This window comes from Ralstonia sp. Ralssp110, assembly GCF_047325135.1.
Classification (GTDB): Bacteria; Pseudomonadota; Gammaproteobacteria; order Burkholderiales; family Burkholderiaceae; genus Ralstonia; species Ralstonia mojiangensis.
Genome location: NZ_CP168609.1, coordinates 1,276,887 through 1,300,881, shown reverse-complemented (window position 1 = coordinate 1,300,881; position 23,995 = coordinate 1,276,887). Strand labels below are relative to the sequence as shown.

Here is a 23,995-nt window from a genome sequence, read left to right as displayed (position 1 = left end):
ACCTCAATACAGCACGACCGAACGGATCGACTCACCGCGCTTCATCAGCTCGAAGCCCTCGTTGATGCGCTCCAGCGGCAGCGTGTGCGTGATGAGGTCGTCGATGTTGAGCTTGCCTTCCATGTACCAGTCGACGATCTTCGGCACGTCCGTGCGGCCACGTGCGCCACCGAAGGCGGAACCCTTCCACTCACGACCCGTCACGAGCTGGAACGGGCGCGTGCTGATCTCCGCGCCCGCCTCGGCCACGCCGATGATGATCGATTGGCCCCAGCCCTTGTGGCAGCACTCCAGCGCCTGACGCATGACCTTCGTGTTGCCGATGCATTCGAACGAGTAATCCGCGCCGCCGTCGGTGAGCTGGATGATGTGGTCGACCACGTTGTCCACATCATTCGGGTTGATGAAGTGCGTCATGCCGAATTTGCGTGCCATGGCTTCACGTGCGGGGTTCAGATCCACGCCGATGATCTTGTCTGCACCCACCATCTTCGCGCCCTGGATCACGTTCAGCCCGATGCCGCCCAGGCCGAACACGACCACGTTGGCGCCGGCTTCCACTTTGGCCGTGTAGACCACCGCGCCCACGCCCGTGGTAACGCCGCAGCCGATGTAGCAGACCTTGTCGAACGGCGCATCGGGGCGGATCTTTGCCAGTGCAATCTCCGGCACCACGATGTGATTGGCAAACGTGGACGTGCCCATGTAGTGGAACAGCGGCTTGCCGTCGAGCGAGAAACGCGACGTGCCGTCCGGCATCAGGCCCTTGCCCTGGGTGGCGCGAATGGCCTGGCACAGGTTCGTCTTGCGCGACAGGCAGAACTTGCACTGGCGGCATTCCGGTGTGTAAAGCGGAATCACGTGGTCGCCGGCCTTCAACGATGTGACACCTGCGCCCACCTCCAGCACGACGCCCGCGCCTTCATGGCCGAGGATCGCCGGGAAGATGCCTTCCGGGTCGGCGCCCGAGAGCGTGTAGTAATCGGTATGGCAGATGCCGGTCGCCTTGATCTCGACGAGCACCTCACCGGCGCGCGGGCCTTGCAGGTCGACTTCTTCCACGGTGAGCGGAGCACCGGCTTTCCAGGCGATGGCGGCTTTGGTTTTCATCAAACACGTCCTTACTCTTGATCTGAATGGGTTAACCACATAGTCAATCGGGCATTCGTCGCTCATGGCTCGGGGCGTAGCCAAACTGGGCCCGATACGCCTTGCTGAAATGGCATTGCGAGTGGAATCCGCAGACCGACGTCACGCGCGCGATCGACGCGTTTGTCGTGCGCAGCAGATCGCGCGCACGCTTCAGACGCAGCGTCAGGTAGTAATGCGTTGGCGACACGTTCAGGTAGAACCTGAACATCCGCTGCAGATGGCGCTGAGATAGATTCACGAGCCGTGTCAACTCCTCAAGTGACAGCGGTTCTTCAATATTCGCCTCCATCAATCGCAGCACTTCGATCAACTCGGCGCGCAGGAAGCCCACACGAACGTCAACCGGTATCGGCTGTATATCCGTCGTGCCGCGGATGCGCTCGAGGATGAACTGTTCAGCAACCTGCGCGGCCATGCGCTGGCCGAAGCGCAGACCCACGAGATTGAGCATCATGTCGATGGGTGCCGTACCGCCCGTGCACGTGAGCCGGTCACGATCGACCGCGAACAGCTCATCGGCAAACTGTACGTGCGGAAACTCTTCCTGCAGCGCACTCCGGTTTTCCCAGTGAATGGAACAGCGGTAGCCGTCGAGCAACTGACTCGACATCAGCGCATACGCACCGGTGCAGATGCCGCCAAGAGGAATGCCTCTCTCTGCAATGGAAGCAAGCAAGCCGCGCAACGAAGGATCAACGACGTCGCGAATGCGTGTGCCGCCGCAAACAATCATCACATCCGGGAGGTTCGCTCGGTCGACAGCCTGAGTCGGATGGAAAGCGATGCCGTTGCTTGCAGACACCGCTGCACCATCGAGTGAATAGATGGACCACGTGTACTGCTCGGCACGGCCAACGTAGTTCGCCATGCGCAGGACTTCCACTGCGCTGGAGAACGCGATCATCGAGAAGTTTGGCAGCGTCAGAAAACCGAAATGCGCGAGTGAGGACATCGATCGGGAACCGCTGACAGCCGGTTCAACCAAAGCGGAGGCAACAGACGCCATAGCTCTGTCTCCTGACGAATGAACGCACTCAGAAGGGCTCCGCAGCGGCACGCCGCGGATATCGATGGGAAGCGCGAAGGTTTTGGCTACCGCTCTCGCGCACGGGCAGATAGCCCCTCAGGTTTGCACGGGCGCCGCTTTGGCGCTGAAGAGGTGTCGCAGTCCAGTGAAAAGCGGGGCTCTTTCCGTACCGGGTGCGCGGCCGAAGCTTTCCGTAATGCGGTCCAGCACGATGGCCAGGAGCACCACCGACAGGCCACTTTCGAAGCCGAGCCCAATATCAAGCCGCTGGATGCTGGCGAGCACTTCATTGCCGAGGCCGCCGGCGCCCACCATTGACGCAATGATGACCATCGAGAGCGCCATCATGATGGTCTGGTTCACGCCTTGCATGATCGACGGCAGGGCGTTCGGAATCTGCACCTTGTACAACAGTTGCCGTGGCGTACAGCCAAACGCCAGGCCGGCTTCAACAAGCTCCATGTTGACCTGTCGGATACCGAGGCTCGTCAGACGGACTGCCGGTGGCATGGCAAAGATCACGGTCGAAAGAATGCCCGGCACACGGCCCAGGCCGAACAGCATGGCGGCCGGAATGAGGTAGACGAATGCGGGCATCGTCTGCATCAGATCCAGAATCGGACGCACGACAGCTGAAACGACCCGGCTTCTCGCCGCCCAGATCCCAAGCGGCACGCCAAGCGCCAGGCTGATGATGGTGGACGACAGCGTCAGGCCCAGCGTGACGATGGTCTGGTCCCAGAACCCCGTAGCGGAAATGATGAAGAACGACGCCGCTGTAAAGAGCGCGAAGCGCCAGCCCACGCGCCAGAGGCCAATGCCAATGAAGACCGCCATCATCAACCCCATCGGCACGGCCTGAAGGCTACGTTCGATGAGCGCGGCGAGCCCCTCGATGGCACGGCCGACCGTATCGAACGCGGCCGCGTCGTGATCCAGAAGGTAGTGGACTGCCTGGTCGACCCAGTGGCCGATAGGAAGGGTGTCAGACATGGTGGCCTCGCGATCGCGTAATGGCTTTCAGGATGAGGGCACGGCTCACCGAGCCGCAGTAGCAACCGTCGTGATCGACAACGGGCAACGCATTCGGATTCTCGACAACGCGATCCACGACCTGCTCAAGCGGCGCGTCGTACCGGATGCTCTCGACGGGTTGCATGTGTGGCGCGGCGCTTCGCGTGACACAACCGCGGATCCGGCGTTGCGCATCCAGCACAAAGGCATAGTCGATGCTGCCGTCCAGCGTCGCGGCGATGCTTGCCGCATCAAGCTTTGAAACCGTGGGCACGGCGTCCATCTGCATCAGGTCGCCTGCGGTCAGGTATCGGCTCGTGTCGATACCGTCGAAGAACGTGCGGACATAGTCGTTGGCAGGGCTGGTGATGATCTCCTGCGGGGTCCCGACCTGCACCAGACGACCGCCTTCCATGATCGCGATCCGGCTGCCGATGCGCAGCGCTTCTTCCAGATCGTGCGAGACAAACATGATCGTTCGCTGGTGGTCTTTCTGCAGTTGCAGCAGCACGTTCTGCATTTCCTTGCGCTTGAGCGGATCCAGCGCCGAAAACGCCTCGTCCATGATCATCAAGGAAGGATTGACGGTGAGCGCGCGCGCCAGGCCGACACGTTGCTGCATGCCCCCGGACAGTTCGCGCGGCAGCTTTTGCGCGAAGGCCGCCAGGCCAACCTGCTCCAGGATCTCCATGGCGCGCCGCTCACGTTCCACCCGGCCAACGCCCGCCACTTCAAGGCCAAATGCGGCGTTCGACAGCACCGTGCGCTGCGGCATCAGCGCGAACGACTGGAACACCATGCTCATGTCTTTGCGCCGCAGCGCGATCAGCTCCGATCGGCTGACGGCCGCCACGTCGCGGCCGCCGATCAGCACCTTGCCGGCGGTGGGCTCCACGAGCCGGTTCACAAGGCGGATCAACGTCGACTTGCCGGAGCCCGACAGGCCCATCATCACGAAGATTTCACCCTCTTTCACGTCAAACGATACGTCGTGCACGCCGACGACCTGACCGGTGCGCCTGAACACTTCGTCTTTCGTTGACCCGGCAGCGAGCATGTCGAGGGCTTGGCGGGGATTGCTTCCAAACACCTTGCTCAGACCTTCGACTACGACCTTGGGACTATTCATCGAACCCTCTCCTGGTACTGCTGGACCTACACGTCACATGGCGTGCCCGCACTTCCCTGGCATCTGGAAAGCGCCAGCGCTGCATCCCTATTTCTGTTGGTTTCCCTTCCCGAAACGCCAGGGTAAATCTGACGAATTGCATCCCCGCTTTATCGGTGCGATTTCCCTACATAGTTGCTAGAAACGACCACCATCTGCCGACGATTTCCGACAAGTGCTTGTTCAAATACGACACTGAAAACCCGACAAACCGATAGATGACATCGGCTTGTCCAGGAGCGACATCGACTGCCAGCGGCCATGGTCGACGCGCGGCTCCACGACACAACCAAAGTACACCTTCCCCGCTCACGTGGCGAACCAATACCAGCCACTCGGCGGTTCGGTTCTATCTGTGCACCGGGCGCCCTGCTCTACTTTCAGCGTGGCGGGCGTTTGCACGCTGCAAACGCCCCAGTCAACCGAGAAAGAGGAATCGCATGAACGCGCCATCCCGTTCACCATCATTCATTCTGACGCTGTCATGCCCGAGCGGCCCCGGCCAGGTGGCCGCCGTCGTCGGATTGCTCGAGCGCCATCAGTGCTACATCGACGAGCTGAACGTTTTCGACGACGAACTGAGCCAGCATTTCTTTGTGCGCTGCGTGTTTCATGCGACGGATGCACACATGCTGCACGTTGACGAACTGCGGCGAGAGTTTGAACCGATCGCGCAAACCTTCGGCATGCAATGGGCCATTCACGACGCGCAGGCGCGTCCGAAAGTCCTCATCATGGTGTCGAAACTGGAGCATTGCCTGGCCGATCTGCTGTTCCGCTGGCGCATGGGTGAACTGAAAATGGACATCGTCGGAATCGCGTCGAACCACCCCGACTTCGAGCCAATGGCACGCCAGCACGGTCTGCCATTCCGCCATTTTCCGATCACGGCCGAAACGAAGGCGCAGCAGGAGGCGCAATGGCTCGACCTGTTCGAATCGAGCGGCGCGGAACTCGTGATCCTCGCACGCTACATGCAGGTGCTTTCGCCAGAGACGAGCGCGAAACTGATCAATCGCGCGATCAACATCCACCACTCCTTCTTGCCCGGCTTCAAGGGTGCAAAGCCTTACCATCAGGCGCATGCGCGCGGAGTCAAGCTCATCGGCGCGACCGCGCACTTCGTTACCGACGATCTAGACGAAGGCCCGATCATCGAGCAGGTCGTCGAGCGGGTTGATCATTCCTACCGCCCCGAGCAATTGCTGGCGGTGGGCCGAGATGTCGAATGCCTCACCCTTGCACGCGCGGTCAAGGCGTTCATTGAGCGCCGCGTGTTCCTCAACGGTGATCGAACCGTCGTCTTCCAGTAGACCCAACGGAAACCGGCCACGATCGCAGGGCGATGGTGGCCGGTACTACTTCGATGCCGGTCGACAGACCGGGTTGGACAGTTACTGCGACTGCGCGCCTTCAAGCCATGCGTTCACACGATCCGCATGCGCGGCGATCCATGCATCGGCAGCCGCGTCCGGCTTCGTGCCATTTTGGATTGCCAGCATCACGCTATCGATCTCACCCGGCTTCCACTGAAATTTCTTCAGGAACGTGACCACCGGCTTCGCCTTGGTTTCCAACCCCGGATTGACAACGTTGTCGACGTGCTCCGCATCACCGAAGACCTTCTTCGGATCTTCAAGGAAACGCAGCTTCCATTTTGCGAACATCCAGTGCGGGGCCCACCCTGTGACGACAATCGGCTTATTTGCGTTCATTGAACGCGCCAGCTCAGCCGTCATTGCGCTGCCCGAACTCGGCATCAGAGAGTAGTTGAGCCCATAGGTCTTGATGGCATCGCCCGCCTTGCGCATCACGCCCGCACCAGCGTCAATACCGACGATGCGACCTTCGAATGCCGACTTCTGTGCGTTCAGGTCTTCGATGGTCTTTGCGCTCACGGATTCGGGAACGATCAGACCGATTCGCGCATCAGTGAAGTTCGGCCCGAGATCCACCACTTTGGTCTTGAACTGATCCCAGTAGGCACCTTGCGTCACGGGCAACCACGCGGACAGCGTAGCGTCCAGATCGCCCCGGGCGACGCCTTGCCACATGACACCCGCCGCCACCGGCACCAGTTGCACCGGATACCCCAGCTTCTTTTCAATGATCCGTGCGGCGACGTTCGTCGTTGCGACGCTGTCGTCCCACCCTTCGACATAGCCGATCTTCAGGCCGGGCTTGGTCGCTCCAAGCGCGAATGCACTCCACGTCAACATCACAGATGCCGCACTGGCAAAGACCAGCTTTTCGAGAAACTTCATGGTTATTCCTCCTTTGATTGGCACACAAGCGCCTCCGTTTATTCACTACCGACCCTGCGTCGCGACCCTGTTGTAATGCACGGCGCGACGTCGGTTCTTATTTGTCGATCACCAGATCCGACAGCGGTTTGCTGCAGCACAACAACACCATTCCCTGGTCGATCTCGCGCTGGCGGATCCCGCCGTTGTGCTTCATATCGACCTGGCCAGATACCAACCTGACCTTGCACGTTCCACACATGCCCTGGGTACACGATGCGGGCAACCGAACTCCGGCCTGGCGCGCCGCATCCAACACGTGCTGCGCCGCGCCACAGGCGATTTCCCGCCCCGTTTTCGCAAAGCTGACACTGAACTGCGGTGCGTCAGCGTCAGGGCTTTCCGCTGGAGCGGCATCCTGTACTGTCGCCTCTGGCGCCGCTTCGGCAGCCAATGATTCGAACGAGAAACTCTCTTCGTGGTAGTGCGTGCGGTCAAACCCGGCTTCGTCGAGCAGACCGCGCACCGCCTTCATGTACGGGGCAGGGCCGCAGGTAAAGATCTCGCGTTCCATGAAATCCGGCACGACAAGCTTCAGCAGCGGCAGTGACAAAAAACCCGTGATGCCGGGCCAGTTGGTGCGTGTACCAAGGCGCTCGACCACGAACGATGTACGAAAATTCGCGTGGTTCGATGCGATCAGATCCAGCTCGCGCCCAAAGATGATGTCGTCGGGCGTGCGCGCACTGTGCACGAATACGATGTCGCGATCTTCGGCAAGATCGTGATGCGCGCGGCTCATCGACATGAGCGGCGTCACGCCGGAGCCGGCAGAGAGAAACAGGTACTTGCGTGCTGGATGCCGCGCGCAGGTGAACTCTCCGGCAGGTCCCAGCACCCGGATTGCAGCGCCAGGCTGCAGATTGTCGTGCAGCCAGTTCGACACCTTGCCGCCCGGCACACGCTTGACGGTGATCGATATCGTATGCGGACGTGCAGGCGACGACGAGATCGTGTAGCAACGGTTGATCGTCTCGCCCTCGATGGCGAGTTCGAGGGTAATGAACTGACCTGGCTCGAACAGGAACATGCGACCCATCGGCGAACGGAAGAAGAAGCTCTTTACGTCGTGCGTCTCCTGCCTTACGTGGCAGCACACCAGCGTTTCTTCGGCATCGCTCGTCCAGCGTTCAGGAAGCGCGCTCCAGAACGCGAGCTGCGTCACCCGGCTGTCCATGACGTCCAATTGGCCCGCATCTCGCATCATGTCTTGCTCCCGTTTACAGGCTTAGTGCGATTCTGCGATCTGGTCGGCGAGTCGGGCGACGTACCAGGCCGCGAACTTCTCGACAAGACCTTCGGTGTACGGCGAATACGGACCCGGCTCGTACGCACTGCTTGCTGAACCCGCCTGGGAATACTCCACCAGCGCGCGATCCTGATCGTTGGTCGCGTTCCACACGGCGGTGAGGTTCTTCACGTCATAGTCAACGCCCTCGACCGCATCCTTGTGCACGAGCCATTTCGTGCGCACCAGGGTCTCTCCGGCGGACAGCGGAATCACCGAGAACGCCACGATATGGTCACTCATGAAGTGGTTCCAGGAGTTCGGCTGCGTCCAGAACGACAGCCCACCGAGATCCGCCTGCTTGAAACCGCCGAGCAGCTTCCTGGACGCAACCTTGGCATCCAGTGTTTGGGACTCACCGCTGCGATCAAGCGGCAGGCGTTGCGTACGGAAGCCGGTGGTATCGAGCAGGCGCTCGATCTCTTCCGATGGCAGCCCCATCTCCGCCCACTCCTTGCCTCGCTCGATGCAGGTCTGCACAAACGCATCCATGCCTTCGGCGTTGGCATCGGAGCGCTGATAGCCGAAGCCGTATTCATACAGCGAGATTGTCAGCTCAGGATGGTTCGCAACGCAGTGATAGCACTCGCGATTGTTCTCGAGCGTCAGCTTCCAGTTGCCTTTCTCAATGATGTCGACCTGCGCGGCGATCTTGGTGTTCGGCAAATCGTGCGGCAGCAGATACGGCTCCATGGCCTCGCGCATTGCAGAAAAATCGGGCGGGTTGTCTGCCAGGCAGATGAAGATCAGGCCCGCGAGGTTCTGCGTGTGCACCGATTTCAGACTGTGCTTGCAGCGGTCGAACTTCTCGCCCATGTGTTCCGCAAACATGAGCTGGCCTTCGAGGTTATACGTCCAGCTGTGATACGGGCATACGATATTGCCCACCGTGCCTTTCTCTCCGTTGCACAAGCGCGCGCCGCGGTGGCGGCACACGTTGTGAAACGCGCGAATCTGCATGTCGTCGTCGCGCACGATCAGGATTGAATCGCTGCCCAGCTCTACCGTGACGTAATCGCCCGGCTCTGGCATGTCCGGTTCAACCGCCACCTGGATCCAGTGCTGGCGGAAAATCGCCTCCATATCGAGCGCGAAGATCGCTTCACTATGGTAGAAGGGCGCCTCGAGGCTGTAGCCTGCTTTGCGTCGTTCGATCAACTCGCGAATATCTGCCGATACCTTCATCGTCTGCTCCGGATTCCTTGCGTCTCTTTAGTTCTTGCCGACAGGTTCAAATCAGTAGTCGATGAGCTGATGCTCGCGCAAATAAGCCAGGATGACTTGCGCTTTTTCGACAGAACTTCCGTCAATTACGACGTTGCCACCCCGGCTTTCGGTGGTGGTTGCCGAAAGCATCCGCGCGTGGCCGGAACGCTTCTCCGCCGCCGCGAGCTTGACCGGCTTGCGCTCGATCGGGCCGAGCGTCCACGCAGACGCCTCGGCATCTGCAACGGCCGTCACACTTGCCCAGCGCACATCGCCTGCCCGTAACCGCGCGTACGCGTAGCGGGGATGTGCATTGGCCAACGGGTGCACTGCAATGACGGCCGGCAACGAGGTATCGACGCGTCGGCGCAGCCCCTTGGGTAGGAACTGCCGCACAGCAGCACGGCCATCATTGACTGCAATGTCGACGGCCGCGCCAACAATCGGGTAGCCCAGCAATGCGGCAACGCGATACGGCAACACACCGGTGTCGTACGCACCTTCGGCTCGCACGCCGGTCAGGACCAGGTCGCAGCCCTGCAACCGCGCCGCGAGCATGGCCGCTGCATCGTCCCCCTCACTGCAAGTCAGCACATCGACTTCGCGTGCGCCGAGCGCGAGATATTCGGCAAGCGCCGGATTTGCCGGATCGCCCGCATGGATGACGTCAAGTTGTGCAACATGGCGATCGGCAAGCTGGCGGCCGATCTCAAGAGCAACCGCATCGTTGCGGCTGTAACGCAAGGCGCCGCTGACCGGATGACGGCCAACCGACACCAGCACCGCAATGCGCTTCAACTGTCGCGGGGCGCTCATGCTGCAACTCCTTCCGGTTCACGGTTACCCACCGCAGCCGGCGGCTGTCCGCGGGCCGCGTGGGCTGCGCGTGCGCTCTGAACCTGCTCGATCAGCGCCGCGATCGTTGCCTGAGCATCGCCCACCACGGTCAAGTCAGCACGCTTTGCAATTGGGGCGCTGCCGTCAAGATTCACGGCAATCACGTGGCGGCAATCCTTGATGCCTTGCAAGTGCTGCACGGCGCCGGAAATGCCAAACGCGATGTAGACGCTCGCGTCCACTGTCTTGCCTGTGGCGCCTACCTGTTTATCGCGCTTGAAATGTCCGTTGTCGACCGCGACCCGACTCGCTGCAACCGCGGCGCCCAGCACATCAGCCAATCGCTCGAACGATGGAATGTCGGATACGCCATTGCCGGCCGAGACAATGAAATCCGCTTCCTCCAGCGCCACCTGCGCAGCGTCGAGGTCTTCCAGGCCAAGATCGCGTGTTCGTTGCGCTGCAGGGGCCGCAACGTCTATGAAATCGCTGGGCAGCCGCTCGCCGGCGCCCACGAACGGCAGCTTCGCATCCACCGCGTTCTGTGCGAGCAGGATCACGTCGGGCAGCGAGCGCGTTGCGAACGCCCGCTTGGCGTGGGCATAGGCGCCAACATGCTGCGCGTTGATTTCGACGATGTGCGCGCCAATGCTTGCGCCGGCGGAAGCTGCATAGCGGCGGCCGAGGTCACCGTCGCCGATCGCGTTGTCAGGCAGAAATACGTTCTTCGGTGCAAATGCGGCAACGCACGCCTGCAGCGCCTGCAGTTCGCTTTCTGGAGCAAACACCCGGCGGTCAAAGCCCGCAAGCTCGACGAGCTTGTCGACACCAAGCGCCGCCGCGTCATCCTTCAGCTCACCGAAGACCACCAGCACGACTTCAGTGTGTGTATCCGCCAGCAGCGCAGCAGCGGCAACGGCTTGGCATGCGTGCTCGTCCAGTGCGCCGCGCTCGCTGTGCGCCGCGACGAGCAGCACATGCTTTGGGTCGGTCAACGTGCGGCGCGGCTTGGCCGCAGTGCCACCGTGGCTGAGCGTGGGCCAGTGCGCCACGTTGGCATCCGAGCTGCCGATCTCCCCGAGTGTGATCCGCTTCAGCCCGGCGGCCGTGATGATGAACGGCCGGCGCGGATCGATTCGTTTGATCGTGTTCATCGATTCACTCCAGCGAAGCAGCAACCAGTTCAGCCACGTCGAGCACGTCTGGGCGTGGGCCCACCACACCTTCGAGCATCGCAGTGCAGTTCGGGCAGGCAACCGCAACAACATCCGCGTTGACGGCACGCGCATCGGCAATGCGGATATCGGGAATGCGCTGCTTGCCGGGGATGTCCGTCAACGGAGCGCCGCCACCACCGCCGCAACAGCGGCCGCGCATGCCGTTTCGCTCCATCTCGACCACCTGGATGCCGATCGTCTTGAGAAGCTTGCGGGGGGCGTCTGTCTCGCCGTTGTAGCGCCCGAGGTAGCACGGGTCGTGATAGGTCGTGCGCTTCTCGCGCAGTGAGTCGACGGCCTTCGGCGCAATCTTTCCGCTGGCTGCAAGCTCCGCCAGGTACGTTGTGTGATGCTTGACGGTCACACGCAACCCGAGTGCGCGGTATTCGTTGCGCAGGCTGTGCATGACGTGCGGGTCAGCGGTGACGATCTGCTTGTAAGACAGCGTCGACAATGTGCCGATCAGCGTCCTCGCCATCTTCTGAAACGTTGCTTCATCGCCCAGCCGGCGCGCGACGTCACCCGTGTCCGTTTCCACGTTGCCGAGGACGGCGTAGTCGACGCCCGCCTTGTTCAGCACCTTGACGACCGCGCGCAAGGTACGTTGGTAGCGCATCTCAAACGCACCCTCGCCCGCTACGAAAAGCACGTCGACAGGCTTGCGAGCCTGAGCAATGGGCGCATTCAGATCGACCGCCCAGTCGTAACGCGCCGCCGTGTCATAACCACCCATGGTGCCGGTCTCGCGCAGGTTGGCCAGCACTTCAGCGCCCTTGCCCGGCACCGTGCCATGCACGAGAGTCTGGTTGCGCCGCATGTCGACAATCGCGTCTACATGTTCGATCAGCATCGGGCACTCCTGCACGCAGGCGCGGCAGGTTGTACACGACCACAGCGTCTGCGCTTCGATCAGCCCAGACACGATGGAACCGTTCGGCTCGCCACGATGCTGGCCGACCGCGAGACCTGGCGTGGGGCTGCCCGCATAGGCGGCATCGGTGCCGCCTGCCATTCCGACGACAAGGTCCTGGATCAGCTTCTTCGGGTTCAATGGCTGGCCGGAGGCGAACGCGGGGCAAGCCGCTTCACACTTGCCGCATTGCACGCAGGCGTCAAAGCTCAGCAGCTGGTTCCAGCGGAACTCGACCGGTTTGGCAACGCCGTATTCCTGGTGCTCGATGTCGGGCAGCTTCAACGCGGTCGGCGGCGTCGCCGTTCCGCTGCCGGTGAACGCTTCGGGCGTGCCAGCGAAACGCTCCTGACGCGGGTGGAAGGCCAGATGCAGCAGACCCGCCATCGCGTGCTTCATCGGCCCGCCCTTCGCGGCACCAAACGTCATCGCGAACGCACCGACGCCGATCAGCACTGCGCACAGCACGGCAAACGCACCTGACATCATCTCCGTCGGCACGACCACGAACAGAACAAGGCCGAGCGCGAACGCGCCGAGCAGCCATGGCAGCGTATTCCACGGACCGCGTGACAGGCGCGCAGGCACATCCTTCGCTGCACGACGTCGCCAGACGAACACCACACCAATCAGCATCGCCAGCGCTGCGACGAAGATCAGTTTGTCGAGCCACGGCGAATAGATGGCAAAGCCGTAGTTGACGAACACCAGCGCGAGTGCGGCAATCGCGCCGCCCGCGGTCGCCACGTGCGTCTTGGCGATGTACGGATCACGCGCCACCACGTGGTGCAGGTCGACAAAGTAGCGTTTCGGAATCGTGAACAAGTTTGCAATGCCGAACTCATCGCCCGCAGCCGCGCGCCCCAGACGCCAGTACGAGGCACGCTTGGCCACCGCAAACACGAGCCCCGCCACCGACAGCCACAGCAGCGCGGTAATCAGAAAGGCCGGATTCATGGTCAGAAATCCTTCACGAGGCGCAGCGCGTCGTAGATCGCGCCGTGAATGTTGTGCATCGAAATGCAGTCGCCAACGCGGAACAGCAGAAACCGGCCATTGCCCAGTTCCTCCGACAGCCACGGCTGCGGCTCGGCCGCAAACAGCTTATGCACGTCGATCTGCCCGCTGTTCACCGACTCCGGCTTCAGCTTCCAGTACAGCGCGTCGTTGGGCGTGCTGCCGTTCTCGATGACCACCTGGTCGACGGCTCGCTCCTCCAGTTCCTCGGTGTATTCGTTACGCAGCACCGCGATCTTCTTGCCGTCTTCCTCGTACACCCGGTCAAGCCAGTAGTTGGGCGTGTGGATGACCCCTTGCGCGTACAGGCGCCGGTAGAAGATCGGGAATGTCGTGCCGCCGCAATCGTCGGCAACCTTCACATCGGGCGTGACAATCTCGACCTTGGAGCCGCGGCTGGCGATGAAGTCGGCGACACCCGCGCCGGCGTGCGTGCTGACGCCGTCATAGACGAGTACGTTCTGCTTCGGCTCGACCTTGCCGGAGAGGATGTCCCACGAGCTGACCGCCAGCCCGCCGGCGACGCCCCAGTCCGGCACCTGATCAGAGAAGGCCCGGCCACCCGTGGCGAGCACGATGATGTCAGGCCGTTCGGCCATGATCGCCTTCGTGTCGACTTCCACTCCAAGCCGTCGGTCCACGCCCAGGCGCTTCGTCTCCATGTCGAACCACCGAACGATGCCCGACATCTGCTCGCGCTGCGGCGCCTTGGCAGCGAGCATGATCTGCCCACCCACCTCCTGATTTTTTTCGAACAGCACAACGTCGTGGCCACGCGATCGCGCAACGCGTGCCGCCTCGAGCCCAGCGGGCCCGGCTCCCACGACGACCACCTTGCGCTTCGGGCCGCGCGATTTCTCAATCACGTGCGGCATCGTCTGTTCGCGCGAGGTCGCAGCGTTCTGGATGCACAGAACATCAAGGCCGTTGTACTGGCGGTCAATGCAGTAATTCGCGCCCACGCACTGCTTGATCTCGTCCTCGCGGCCATCGCGAATCTTGATGACCATATGCGGATCAGCCATCTGCGCACGCGTCATGCCCACGAGGTCGATCATCCCGCTCGCAAGCAGGCGTTCGGCCTGGCCCGCATCGCGAATGCTCTGTGCATGCATGATGGGCACCTTCACGACTGACTTGATGCCGGCCGCAAGATGTACAAACGGCTCCGGCGGCAATGCCATGGGGGGCATGCAGTTCGCGAGCGTGTTATGGGTGTCCGCTCCCGAGCCGATCACGCCGAGATAGTCGATCAGGCCGGTTTCAGACATCGCTTGCGCGATCTCTTTCAGTTGCTCGTGGTCGAGACCGTCTTCATGGAATTCGTCGCCGCACATGCGCAGCCCGACACAGAAATCCTTGCCAACTGCCTCGCGTACTGCCTGCAATACCTCGACACCGAAGCGCAGGCGGTTCTCCAGGCTGCCGCCCCATTCGTCGGTGCGGTGGTTGGTGCGCGGGCTCCAGAACTGGTCGATCAGATGCTGATGCGCCGCCGAAATTTCGATGCCGTCCATGCCGGCCGCCTTGACTCGCTTCGCCGCTGCAGCGAAATCGGTAATGATGCGGCGGATCTCTTCCACCTCGATGATCTTGGCGTTGCCTCGATGCACTGGCTCGCGCACGCCGGAAGGCGACATGAGGTGCGGCCAGTGTTCACCGTGGAATGCAGAACGGCGACCCATGTGCGTGGCCTGAATCATGATCTTCGCGCCGTGCCGGTGCATCGTTTCGGCCAGCCGCGCGAGCGGGTCGATGATCCTGTCGGTAGCCAGATTCACAGACTTCCACCAGCCCTGGGGGCTATCGATCGACACGGGGCTCGAACCGCCGCACACGGCCAGGCCCACACCGCCCTTGGCCTTTTCCTCGTAGTAGCGGATATAGCGCTCGCCCGGCAGACCGTCCGGCTCCGCATACACCTCTGCGTGCGCCGTGCTGACGATCCGATTGCGCAACGTCAACTGGTTGAGCTGCAGGGGTTTAAACAGGTGGGGATAACGCATCGCTGGCGACCTCTGGCGTTCGTGTGTGTCGTGTTGCGGGTGTTGTCTTGTGTCAGCGCATCAATGCGCAATCGGCGACACTTCGAAAATGCAGTTGTCATGGCCTTCCGCCGCACACTGCACCTCCCTTGACTGCGCACGCGGCGCGCCCTTTCCTTCCGGCGCGGTATCGTTGACCCAGTCCATCGCCCCCGCAAACCAGCCGGCGAACATGTAGCAGAGCTTGCCTTCGCGGCCCGGTTGCGCGAGTACGAACGATGAGTGACACAGTTCGATCTTGGCGCGTGCTGCCGCTGGGTCCGCTTCCAGAATCGAGAACAGACCCCAGCCGCGCTGGGACAAACGCTTCAGGTAATGCTCGAACACGGCCATCCCCGCAAGGCAGTGCAGCTTGGCTTCCTTGTCGCACCAGTGGTATGCGGACTTGTAGCCGGCCTTGTAGAGAATCTCCGCATACGCATCGCGCCCCAGCGCCTCTTCGACAGCCGTGTGGTTGTTCGTGAAGAAATGACGGGGCACATACAGCATCGGCAGTGCATCGGTAGTCCAGACGCCGGTGTTGGGATCGACGTTGATCGGCAGTTGAGGTTGCATTGCAATGACTCCGTGAGGAAGGCCGTCGGTGTGCCGCTTTGCTGCAGGTATTGCAGACACGACATCCCCTGCGCACCCCGAAGCTTGCGGGGCACGGCCGGTTTTCTTGTAGATGAGATCGCTGAATTCGATGGGGCCTATGCGCCCCAGACGTCCTTGAACACGCGCACCCAGTTCTCGCCCATGATCTTGCGGATGCGCGACGCCTTCCAGCCATGGCGCTCCATTGCCGCGGTCAGGTTCGGGAACTCGCCGATCGTACGGATGCCGTCCGGGTTGATCACCTTGCCGAAGTTGGTCAGCTGGCGGTAGCGCCCCTTGTCGTGCGTGAGCATGTCGAAGAATTCCTTGGCGAAATCCTGCGTGAAATCCGTGCCGATGCCCACGGCGTCTTCGCCGATGAGGTTCACGACGTAATCGATCGCCTCAATGTAGTCGTCGATCGTCGCTTCGATCCCGCGCTTGAGGAACGGCGCAAACATGGTCACGCCGACGAACCCACCAGCATCGGCAATCTCCTTGAGCTGTGCGTCGCTCTTGTTGCGCGGGTGCTCCTTCAGGCCCGACGGCAGGCAGTGCGAGTAGCACACCGGCTTCTTCGAGAACGCGATCGCTTCCGACGACGTGTTGCCGCCCACATGCGACAGATCGACCATGATGCCGACGCGGTTCATCTCGGTGATCACCTCGCGACCAAAATCCGACAACCCGCCATCGCGCTCGTAGCAGCCCGTGCCGACCAGGTTTTGCGTGTTGTAGCAAAGCTGCACGACGCGCACGCCCATATCGGCAAACGCTTCGATGTAGCCAAGGTTGTCTTCGAACGCGTGCGCGTTCTGGAAGCCCAAGATGATGCCGGTCTTGCCTTCCTTCTTGGCGCGGAAGATGTCGTCCGTCGTACGCACGAGCGTCAGCAGCTCGCCGTTTTCGCGGATCTTCTGCTTCATCACGCCGATGTTGTCGACGGTCTTGGTGAAGTTTTCCCACACCGACACCGTGCAGTTTGCGGCCGTGATGCCGCCGCGGCGCATGTCTTCAAACACCGGCCTCTCAAACTTCGAGATGTTCAGACCGTCGATGATGATGCTGTCTTGATGCAGCGTGCTCATGTGTTCCTCCGGTTCGGTCAGTCAGCCAGGTCAGTAGATCGGAAAGCGATCGCACAGCGCGAAGATCTCGCGGCGCACACGCTGCTCGGTGGCTTGATCGCCGTCCGGATTGGCACGCAACGCGTCGAAGACCTCCAGGATCAAGCGGCCGATCTGCTCGAACTCGCTCACCCCGAAACCACGCGTGGTGGCGGCGGGCGTACCGAGACGGATGCCCGATGTGATGGTCGGTTTCTCGGTATCGAAGGGAATGCCGTTCTTGTTGCAGGTGATACCGGCGCGCTCGAGCGCCTGCTCCACCTGCGTACCCTTGAGCCCCTTGGGCCGCAGGTCAACAAGCAGCAGATGGTTATCGGTGCCACCGGTGACCAGGTCAACGCCGCCGGCCTTGAGCACTTCACCCAGCGCCTTGGCGTTGGCCAGCACGCTATCGATGTAGGTTTTGAACTCGGGCTTGAGCGCCTCGCCAAACGCAACGGCCTTGCCCGCAATCACGTGCATCAACGGGCCGCCCTGCAGCCCCGGAAACACAGCGGAATTGATCTTCTTGGCGATCTCTTCATCGTTAGTGAGCACGAAGCCGCCGCGGGGCCCACGCAGCGTCTTGTGCGTGGTCGACGTGACGACGTGCGCATGGTCGACTGGATTATCGTGGCGGCCCGCCGCAATCACGCCGGCAATGTGCGCCATGTCGACCATCAGCTTTGCGCCAACGCTGTCGGCGATTGCGCGGAACCGGGCGAAATCGAGTTTGCGCGGATACGCTGAAAACCCAGCGATGATCAGGCTCGGCTTGTGCTCGTGCGCGAGCTTTTCGACCTGTTCGTAGTCGATCAGCATCGTGTCGCGACTGACGCCGTACTGCACTGCGTTGAACCATTTGCCTGACAAGGCAGGCTTGGCGCCGTGCGTCAGGTGCCCGCCTGCATCAAGCGACATGCCCAGCACTGTATCGCCCGGCTTGGTGAGCGCAAGCATGACGGAGCCGTTTGCCTGGGCGCCCGAATGCGGCTGCACATTGGCAAAGCCAGCGTTGAAGAGTTGCTTCACACGGTCAATCGCGAGCGATTCCACCTCGTCTGCATATTCGCAGCCGCCGTAATAGCGCTTGCCCGGATAGCCTTCCGCATATTTGTTGGTCAACACCGAGCCCTGTGCCTCGAGCACGGCGCGCGACACGATGTTCTCCGACGCAATCAACTCCACTTGCGATTGCTGGCGCTCAAGTTCTTTCAGAAGCGAGCTGCGGATGGGCGTGTCGCGCTCGGCAAGTGATTGCGAGAAGAATGACTGCGTGTTCGACATGGGGCGTCCGTGAATGGAGTGGGAGGCTGCCTGATGGCTTGCGAAGCGCGCTATACCCGCTCTTTCGCTTGATCGGCATTGCGTTGCTGACGGCTCTATTCTTGACGCCCGGATTCGTCGTCGATTGGCGAATTCAGACGCGTTCTTTTCCTTTTCCGCCATTCGCGTCCGTTTTGCACAAATCCGGAAACGGGGTGCTGCTCGGAGGCGCCTCGGTCCTGCGCATGCTGCTTTGCAATACGCGTGCGCACTGCAGCGGTGCAGCCCGCGTCATGCGAGTGCGCCGGATCACGCATTCGGAGCGGCGTGCCGTGGTCACCCGCCTCCCCACTCCGGATGAGTAGGGTTTCGCCGTATGGCCCGGTTGTTGCATTCCCACTATCAATAGCGAATAGAGCCTGAATCGATGATCGGGATAACCCGGCACGAACGGCCAACGGAAATGAAGGAACGCCCCCATGTCGTCCGACCGAACTGCGTCACTGCAGCATTTCGCGTTCATGCCGCTGCCCAACTTCACGATGATCGCGTTCACAAACGCCATCGAAGTGCTGCGCATGGCGAACTATCTCAGTGGCCAAGAGCTGTACCACTGGTCCATTGTCAGTCCGGAGGGGGGCCCCGTCATGGCCAGCAATGGATTGGTGATCGACACCCAGCCCATGACGTCCATCGATCGGCCGGACATCGTCTTCGTCTGCGGCGGTATCGATGTTCAACGCGCAACGACCACTGAGCACCTCTCCACACTGCGCCGCGCCGCACGTGAGGGCATCGTCCTGGGAAGCCTGTGTACCGGCACGTATGCGCTTGCACGGTCGGGGCTGCTTGCCGGCTATGCGTGCGCGATCCATTGGGAGAACATGTCGGCGCTCAAAGAGGAGTTTCCAGAGACGCGCTTCCTCAAAGAACTCTTTGTGATCGACCGGGACCGCGTCACATGCACCGGCGGCGTGGCGCCGCTCGACATGATGCTGAACCTGATTGCCAAACGCGTGGGTACAGCGCGTGTCACGCAGATTGCCGAGCAGTTCATTGTCGAGCACGTGCGGGATACGGGCGCGCAGCAGAAAATGCCGCTCGTGGCGCGGCTCGGCTCGGCCAATAAATCGCTGTTCGAAGTCATCTCGCTCATGGAGAACAACATCGAGGAGCCGCTCTCGCGCGAAGAGCTGGCGCGCCTGGCAAGCATGTCGCAACGCCAGCTGCAACGGCTGTTTCGCGACCATCTTGGGATGACCCCGACGCACTACTACCTCACACTGCGTCTGCGCCGCGCGCGTGAACTGCTGCTGCAGACGGACATGTCGATCATGCATATCACGATGGCGTGCGGCTTTCAGTCGGCCTGCCATTTCAGCAAGAGCTACCGCGACGCGTTTGGCGTTGCACCTACGCGCGAGCGCAGGGCTCAAGCCGCTCCACTGGCCCGACCCACCACGCCCATTGGAGCGTCTGCGTTTTCCTCGTCCCCGATGTACGCCGCTTAAGGCAGGGGCGGCCAAAACCAGAGCACTCTCGCGCCAGAAAAAAAGGCGGCCCACAAGTGGCCGCCTTTTTTCTTTGCCCAGAACCGATCAGGCAGCCGCAAGCAGCCCATGGGGGTCAATGACAAATTTGCGCGGCGCACCGCCATCAAATTGCTTGTAGCCTTCGGGCGCCTGGTCCAGTGAGATAACCGACACGTTGACGATCTCTGCGATCGGCAGACGGTTGTGCAGAATCGCCTGCATTAGATTGCGGTTGTACTTGAGCACAGGCGTCTGGCCGGTATGGAAGGAGTGTGACTTCGCCCACCCAAGACCGAAGCGGATGCTCAGGCCCCCATGCTTGGCAGCCGCATCCTTCGCACCCGGATCATCGGTGACGTACAGGCCTGGAATCCCGATTGCACCGGCGGGCCGCGTAATTTCCATCAATGAATTCAGCACCGCTGCCGGCGCTTCCTCCGTGTGGCCAGAGCCGTGACCGTGCGCTTCGAAGCCAACGCAATCGACTGCGCAGTCAACTTCGGGCGTACCGAGAATCTCTGCAATCTGCTCGCCAAGCGTCGCGTCCTTCGACAGGTCGACCACTTCAAAGCCCATTGCCTTCGCGTGGGCAAGGCGTGCCGGATTCATATCGCCGACGATGGTGCACGCCGCGCCAAGCAGACGCGCCGACGCAGCGGCAGCCATACCGACAGGGCCCGCACCGGCGATATAGACCGTCGAGCCCGGCTTCACCCCCGCCGTGACGGCACCGTGGTAGCCAGTCGGCAAGATGTCCGACAGGCACGTGAGATCGCGGATCTTCGCCATGGCCTGGTCGCGATCAGGAAACTTCAGCAGGTTGAAATCCGCATATGGCACGAGCACGTATTCGGCTTGGCCGCCGATCCATCCGCCCATGTCGACGTAGCCGTACGCTCCACCTGCACGTGCCGGATTGACGCTCAGGCAGACGCCGGTGTGTTGCTCCTTGCACATTGCGCAACGCCCGCATGCCACGTTGAACGGTACCGATACGAGGTCGCCAATCTGCAATGTCTCGACGTCGCGGCCGATTTCGACCACCTCGCCGGTGATCTCATGACCGAGCACGAGCCCCACAGGTGCCGTTGTGCGGCCACGTACCATGTGCTGATCCGATCCACAGATATTCGTGCTCACGACCTTGAGGATCACCCCGTGACCAATCGCGCGACCACTCGGGTCGACCATCTTCGGATAGTCGATGTTCTGCACCTCGACCTTGCCCGGGCCAAGATATACGACACCTCGGTTGTTGCTCATCGCCTTGTCTCCATGTCCTGTTGATTCGTGGCTGCCTCGCCGACCCTCGCGACCAGCGCGGTAGCGTCTTCGAGAGTAGCGGCGCGGACCCGGGTATCGATGTGCAAAACACGACGCGTGCTTGGCTCACGCCGACATCGCAACGCAATGCCACAGCTGCCATGGCGGATTTGCGCAGGCTGGCGACGTTTTCCTGCCAGAGCGGTCATGGATAACCGCGTCTACTGAAGATCCGGGCCCTCCAACAACCTCCAACAGGGCTCGTTCTTTATGAGGACGCCATGCCAACCACTTTCCCCGTCTTTCCACAGGCGAACGCCGCAGCGCGGCTCGAACGCCTGCCGTTCTCCGGCTATCACAAGCGGATCTTCATCATCATCGCGATTGCATTCTTTTTTGATTCCGTCGATCTGGCCACGATGACCTTCGTGCTCGGCTCCATCAAAAAGGAGTTCGGGCTGTCCACCGCCACGGCGGGCCTGGTCGCCAGCTCAAGCTTCTTTGGGATGGTGATCGGCGCGGCGGTTGCCGGGCTGCTAGCAGATCGATTCGGGCGCCGGCCCGTGTTCCAGTGGAGCATGGTGTTGTGGGGCGTCGCGTCATATCTGTGCTCGACCGCACAGAGCGTTGAGGCGTTGATCGCCTGGCGCGTGCTGCTGGGCATCGGCATGGGCATGGAGTTTCCCGTGGCGCTGACGCTGCTCTCCGAGTTCGTGCCCGCAGCAAACCGCGGGCGCCTGATCGCGCTGATGGACGGCTTCTGGCCGCTGGGGTTCATCACCGCGGGCATCGCGTCGTACTTCGTGCTGCCGCAGTTCGGCTGGCGGGCCGTGTTTGCGCTGCTCGCGGTTCCGGCCTTCTTCGTGCTGATCGTGCGCCGCGCGGTGCCGGAGTCGCCGCGCTGGCTGGAGCACGTGGGCCGCGGCGCGCAAGCCGACACAGTCATGCGTGGCATCGAAGCCAAGGTGATGCGCTCGATGAACATCACCACGCTGCCCCCGATCGTTCAGCGTCCCGCGGCTCAGCCGGTGCGCCAGCACAGCGCGTTGCGAGAAATCTGGAGCGCCGCGTACCGCCGCCGCACGACAATGGTCTGGCTCTTGTGGTTCTTCGCGCTCCTGGGCTTCTACGGTTTGACGTCGTGGCTGGGTGCGTTGCTGCAGCAGGCGGGTTTTGCGGTCACGCAATCGGTGTACTACACGGTGCTGATCTCCCTGGGCGGTGTGCCCGGGTTCCTATGTGCCGCCTGGTTGGTTGAACGCTGGGGACGCAAGCCGACCTGCATCGCGTCGCTGCTGGGTGGTGGTGCCATGGCCTATCTGTACGGCCAAAGCGCGCTGTACGGTAACAGCGTCACGCTGCTCGTCTGCACTGGCTTGGCCATGCAGTTCTTCCTGTTCGGCATGTGGGCAGTGCTGTACACCTACACGCCCGAACAATACGGAACGGGCGCGCGTGCAACGGGCTCCGGCTTCGCGTCGGCCATCGGCCGGATCGGCTCCTTGATCGGACCTTACGCGGTCGGGGTTGTGCTGCCCGTGTTCGGCCAAGCCGGGGTGTTTACGCTGGGCGCGCTGTCATTTGCAGCTGCAGCGCTGGCGGTGTGGGCACTCGGTATCGAGACCCGTGGCGTGGCGCTGGAAACCTTGGCATCAGAAGAAGCCGCCGCTGAAACTGCAACGTACTCCACCGCTGCAGACAACGTCTCATAAGTAAAAGCCCGGCCCTGCGTCATACGCAAGGGCCGGGCGACTTGCCTGCGGCGCGGTATCAGAACTTGTGGCGAAGCGCGATGCGAGCCTGGAATTGACTTGCCGTGGACGAGGCGTTTGCTGCTCCAGGCAGATCCGCCAGATCCAGTGCCGTCCCAGTCTTGCCGCCGGAAACACGCAGATAGGCGCCCTGGAAGTAGATGTCCGTGCGCTTGGAGAAGTTGTAGTCCGCCATCACCCCAAAGGCATGCACCTTCGGCTTGGCATCGCCGGACGAGGCATGGAAATTCTCCAAGGTGAGCGTATACAGCGCCCCGGCATAGAACGCAGGCGTGAACTGGTACTTGAAGTTCGCCTCGATGTTCTGGAAGCGCAGCGAACTCAACGTCCCGCTCGCCGGCAGGATCGACCCGGAAATGTACTCGGTCGATTGCGGTTGGCTCAGATTCGAATTGGAATAGGCCAAGCCGGCCGTCGCTGCGCCGAACGTGTAGTTGATACCGGCACCGAAGATGCGCAGACGGTTGGCGAGGAAGTTCTGATCGCCGCCGTTGTTGATGGCACCGCCTGCCGTGGATGACGGGTTGTCAGCCTGCAGGTACGCGGCCGCCAGCAGCAACCCGCCGTTTGTATATTGCATCCCGGCGCTGTACTGGCGATTCTTCGCGAAGCTCGTATCGTCGCTAAAGCTGTAGGTGCCACCAAACTGGAACCCGGACAGGACCGGGCTCGTGTATTTCACGGTGTTGTTGACGCGGAACGAATAGATGAAGTTGTCGTTGTCATACGGGTGGCCGAACATGGTGCCACCCCAGTTCCCGGCGGCCGTGGTGGGCGACAGATAGTCGATCACCGAGTCATACTGCCGCCCAAGCGTGACGGTGCCGAACCGATTGTCGGAGAGCCCAACGTATGCCTGGCGCCCGAAGAGCAATCCGCCTTGCCCGGCTCTGCCGGTATCCACGTTGAACCCGCCTTCAAGCTGGAACAGTGCCTTGGCGCCACCACCGAGGTCTTCGGCACCCTTCAGCCCCCAGCGGCTGCCTTGCGCAAAACCGCTGGCCATTTCAACCAGGCTCTTTCCACCAACATTGTTGGTGTAGTTGATGCCTTCATCGATCACGCCGTAGAGCGTCACGCTGCTTTGTGCGAAGACCGGCGCGGAAAACATCAATGCAATACCGGAACCCAGCGCTGAGCCCAGTGCGATTTTTTTCATTGGATTTCCTCCTCGTATTGTGGAATCGCGCCGCAGCCATGCCCATCAGCAAAGACAGCAGCGGCTGTTTACGAGAGTAGTCTCCGGGGCTGGAACGCTTGATGCTAAACGCGACATGGGCTTGAACGCCGCCGCCA

18 protein-coding genes and 1 pseudogene are annotated in these 23,995 nt (G+C 61.6%); 3 read left to right on the top strand and 16 right to left on the bottom strand.

The window, feature by feature from the left end; translation table 11 throughout:
• Window positions 1-3: 3 nt before the first annotated feature.
• The 4 genes and pseudogenes from ACEN9T_RS06480 to ACEN9T_RS06465 all read right to left on the bottom strand — a co-directional run.
• Window positions 4-1,110, bottom strand: coding sequence for an S-(hydroxymethyl)glutathione dehydrogenase/class III alcohol dehydrogenase (locus tag ACEN9T_RS06480; protein ID WP_260780148.1), 1,107 nt, complete (start codon window positions 1,108-1,110; stop codon window positions 4-6).
• Between the two features lie 43 nt (window positions 1,111-1,153).
• Entirely contained in the window at window positions 1,154-2,158 is a 1,005-nt protein-coding gene (locus ACEN9T_RS06475; RefSeq protein WP_092976981.1) for a GlxA family transcriptional regulator, read from the bottom strand.
• 117 nt (window positions 2,159-2,275) lie between these two features.
• Window positions 2,276-3,172 carry a choline ABC transporter permease subunit gene (gene choW, locus ACEN9T_RS06470; protein ID WP_092976978.1) on the bottom strand — a complete coding sequence of 299 codons (897 nt, stop codon included), beginning with the start codon at window positions 3,170-3,172 and terminating at the stop codon, window positions 2,276-2,278.
• Window positions 3,165-4,322: pseudogene (locus ACEN9T_RS06465) on the bottom strand (quaternary amine ABC transporter ATP-binding protein); the annotation flags it as partial. The gene choW and the pseudogene ACEN9T_RS06465, both read right to left, overlap by 8 nt.
• 479 nt (window positions 4,323-4,801) lie before the next feature.
• Between ACEN9T_RS06465 and purU the strand changes: the two are divergent.
• Window positions 4,802-5,674: a formyltetrahydrofolate deformylase gene (purU, locus tag ACEN9T_RS06460; RefSeq protein WP_092976972.1), complete on the top strand. Its 873-nt coding sequence runs from the start codon at window positions 4,802-4,804 to the stop codon at window positions 5,672-5,674.
• An 81-nt stretch (window positions 5,675-5,755) separates the two neighbouring features.
• Here purU and ACEN9T_RS06455 read toward each other — a convergent pair whose 3' ends face one another.
• The 10 genes from ACEN9T_RS06455 to ACEN9T_RS06410 all read right to left on the bottom strand — a co-directional run bounded on the left by ACEN9T_RS06455 (window position 5,756) and on the right by ACEN9T_RS06410 (window position 18,153).
• The gene (locus ACEN9T_RS06455; protein ID WP_092976969.1) at window positions 5,756-6,625 is read right to left on the bottom strand and encodes a glycine betaine ABC transporter substrate-binding protein; all 870 of its coding nucleotides are present in this window, start codon (window positions 6,623-6,625) and stop codon (window positions 5,756-5,758) included.
• Between the two features lie 97 nt (window positions 6,626-6,722).
• Complete coding sequence (locus ACEN9T_RS06450) at window positions 6,723-7,871, bottom strand: hybrid-cluster NAD(P)-dependent oxidoreductase (protein ID WP_092976966.1); 1,149 nt, start codon at window positions 7,869-7,871, stop codon at window positions 6,723-6,725.
• A 21-nt stretch (window positions 7,872-7,892) separates the two neighbouring features.
• On the bottom strand, window positions 7,893-9,137 hold the full coding sequence (locus tag ACEN9T_RS06445) for an aromatic ring-hydroxylating oxygenase subunit alpha (RefSeq protein WP_092976963.1): 1,245 nt from the start codon (window positions 9,135-9,137) through the stop codon (window positions 7,893-7,895).
• A gap of 51 nt (window positions 9,138-9,188) precedes the next feature.
• Complete coding sequence (locus ACEN9T_RS06440) at window positions 9,189-9,974, bottom strand: electron transfer flavoprotein subunit beta/FixA family protein (RefSeq protein WP_413705843.1); 786 nt, start codon at window positions 9,972-9,974, stop codon at window positions 9,189-9,191.
• Window positions 9,971-11,149 (bottom strand): FAD-binding protein, encoded by a 1,179-nt coding sequence (locus ACEN9T_RS06435; RefSeq protein WP_413705842.1) that lies wholly within the window; start codon window positions 11,147-11,149, stop codon window positions 9,971-9,973. Before ACEN9T_RS06435 ends, ACEN9T_RS06440 begins: the two co-directional genes overlap by 4 nt.
• A gap of 4 nt (window positions 11,150-11,153) precedes the next feature.
• Window positions 11,154-13,079, bottom strand: coding sequence for a (Fe-S)-binding protein (locus ACEN9T_RS06430; RefSeq protein ID WP_413705841.1), 1,926 nt, complete (start codon window positions 13,077-13,079; stop codon window positions 11,154-11,156).
• 2 nt (window positions 13,080-13,081) lie between these two features.
• Window positions 13,082-15,145 carry an NADH:flavin oxidoreductase gene (locus tag ACEN9T_RS06425; protein WP_316676473.1) on the bottom strand — a complete coding sequence of 688 codons (2,064 nt, stop codon included), beginning with the start codon at window positions 15,143-15,145 and terminating at the stop codon, window positions 13,082-13,084.
• A gap of 60 nt (window positions 15,146-15,205) precedes the next feature.
• Window positions 15,206-15,739 (bottom strand): DUF5943 domain-containing protein, encoded by a 534-nt coding sequence (locus ACEN9T_RS06420; protein ID WP_413705840.1) that lies wholly within the window; start codon window positions 15,737-15,739, stop codon window positions 15,206-15,208.
• Between the two features lie 137 nt (window positions 15,740-15,876).
• Window positions 15,877-16,848, bottom strand: a complete 972-nt coding sequence (locus tag ACEN9T_RS06415) for a dipeptidase (RefSeq protein WP_092976945.1) — start codon at window positions 16,846-16,848, stop codon at window positions 15,877-15,879.
• A gap of 30 nt (window positions 16,849-16,878) precedes the next feature.
• Window positions 16,879-18,153, bottom strand: coding sequence for a serine hydroxymethyltransferase (locus tag ACEN9T_RS06410; protein ID WP_413705839.1), 1,275 nt, complete (start codon window positions 18,151-18,153; stop codon window positions 16,879-16,881).
• A gap of 458 nt (window positions 18,154-18,611) precedes the next feature.
• Between ACEN9T_RS06410 and ACEN9T_RS06405 the strand changes: the two genes are divergently transcribed.
• A complete protein-coding gene (locus ACEN9T_RS06405; RefSeq protein WP_092976939.1) occupies window positions 18,612-19,643 on the top strand; it encodes a GlxA family transcriptional regulator in 1,032 nt (343 codons plus the stop codon).
• Window positions 19,644-19,730: 87 nt separating this feature from the next.
• On the opposite strand, the gene fdhA is transcribed toward ACEN9T_RS06405, so the two are convergent.
• On the bottom strand, window positions 19,731-20,927 hold the full coding sequence (gene fdhA / locus ACEN9T_RS06400) for a formaldehyde dehydrogenase, glutathione-independent (RefSeq protein ID WP_413705838.1): 1,197 nt from the start codon (window positions 20,925-20,927) through the stop codon (window positions 19,731-19,733).
• A gap of 281 nt (window positions 20,928-21,208) precedes the next feature.
• Here fdhA and ACEN9T_RS06395 point away from each other — a divergent pair, with 281 nt between their 5' ends.
• Complete coding sequence (locus tag ACEN9T_RS06395) at window positions 21,209-22,639, top strand: MFS transporter (RefSeq protein WP_413705837.1); 1,431 nt, start codon at window positions 21,209-21,211, stop codon at window positions 22,637-22,639.
• A gap of 58 nt (window positions 22,640-22,697) precedes the next feature.
• On the opposite strand, the gene ACEN9T_RS06390 is transcribed toward ACEN9T_RS06395, so the two are convergent.
• Window positions 22,698-23,858 carry a porin gene (locus ACEN9T_RS06390; protein ID WP_413705836.1) on the bottom strand — a complete coding sequence of 387 codons (1,161 nt, stop codon included), beginning with the start codon at window positions 23,856-23,858 and terminating at the stop codon, window positions 22,698-22,700.
• Window positions 23,859-23,995: the final 137 nt, after the last annotated feature.

Excerpts from the sequence above, each read along its gene's own strand:
- ACEN9T_RS06480 (WP_260780148.1), bottom strand. The coding sequence starts at position 1,110 with ATGAAAACCAAAGCCGCCATCGCCTGGAAAGCCGGTGCTCCGCTCACC.
- ACEN9T_RS06475 (WP_092976981.1), bottom strand. The coding sequence starts at position 2,158 with ATGGCGTCTGTTGCCTCCGCTTTGGTTGAACCGGCTGTCAGCGGTTCC.
- choW (WP_092976978.1), bottom strand. The coding sequence starts at position 3,172 with ATGTCTGACACCCTTCCTATCGGCCACTGGGTCGACCAGGCAGTCCAC.
- purU (WP_092976972.1), top strand. The coding sequence starts at position 4,802 with ATGAACGCGCCATCCCGTTCACCATCATTCATTCTGACGCTGTCATGC.
- ACEN9T_RS06455 (WP_092976969.1), bottom strand. The coding sequence starts at position 6,625 with ATGAAGTTTCTCGAAAAGCTGGTCTTTGCCAGTGCGGCATCTGTGATG.
- ACEN9T_RS06450 (WP_092976966.1), bottom strand. The coding sequence starts at position 7,871 with ATGATGCGAGATGCGGGCCAATTGGACGTCATGGACAGCCGGGTGACG.
- ACEN9T_RS06445 (WP_092976963.1), bottom strand. The coding sequence starts at position 9,137 with ATGAAGGTATCGGCAGATATTCGCGAGTTGATCGAACGACGCAAAGCA.
- ACEN9T_RS06440 (WP_413705843.1), bottom strand. The coding sequence starts at position 9,974 with ATGAGCGCCCCGCGACAGTTGAAGCGCATTGCGGTGCTGGTGTCGGTT.
- ACEN9T_RS06435 (WP_413705842.1), bottom strand. The coding sequence starts at position 11,149 with ATGAACACGATCAAACGAATCGATCCGCGCCGGCCGTTCATCATCACG.
- ACEN9T_RS06430 (WP_413705841.1), bottom strand. The coding sequence starts at position 13,079 with ATGAATCCGGCCTTTCTGATTACCGCGCTGCTGTGGCTGTCGGTGGCG.
- ACEN9T_RS06425 (WP_316676473.1), bottom strand. The coding sequence starts at position 15,145 with ATGCGTTATCCCCACCTGTTTAAACCCCTGCAGCTCAACCAGTTGACG.
- ACEN9T_RS06420 (WP_413705840.1), bottom strand. The coding sequence starts at position 15,739 with ATGCAACCTCAACTGCCGATCAACGTCGATCCCAACACCGGCGTCTGG.
- ACEN9T_RS06415 (WP_092976945.1), bottom strand. The coding sequence starts at position 16,848 with ATGAGCACGCTGCATCAAGACAGCATCATCATCGACGGTCTGAACATC.
- ACEN9T_RS06410 (WP_413705839.1), bottom strand. The coding sequence starts at position 18,153 with ATGTCGAACACGCAGTCATTCTTCTCGCAATCACTTGCCGAGCGCGAC.
- ACEN9T_RS06405 (WP_092976939.1), top strand. The coding sequence starts at position 18,612 with ATGTCGTCCGACCGAACTGCGTCACTGCAGCATTTCGCGTTCATGCCG.
- fdhA (WP_413705838.1), bottom strand. The coding sequence starts at position 20,927 with ATGAGCAACAACCGAGGTGTCGTATATCTTGGCCCGGGCAAGGTCGAG.
- ACEN9T_RS06395 (WP_413705837.1), top strand. The coding sequence starts at position 21,209 with ATGCCAACCACTTTCCCCGTCTTTCCACAGGCGAACGCCGCAGCGCGG.
- ACEN9T_RS06390 (WP_413705836.1), bottom strand. The coding sequence starts at position 23,858 with ATGAAAAAAATCGCACTGGGCTCAGCGCTGGGTTCCGGTATTGCATTG.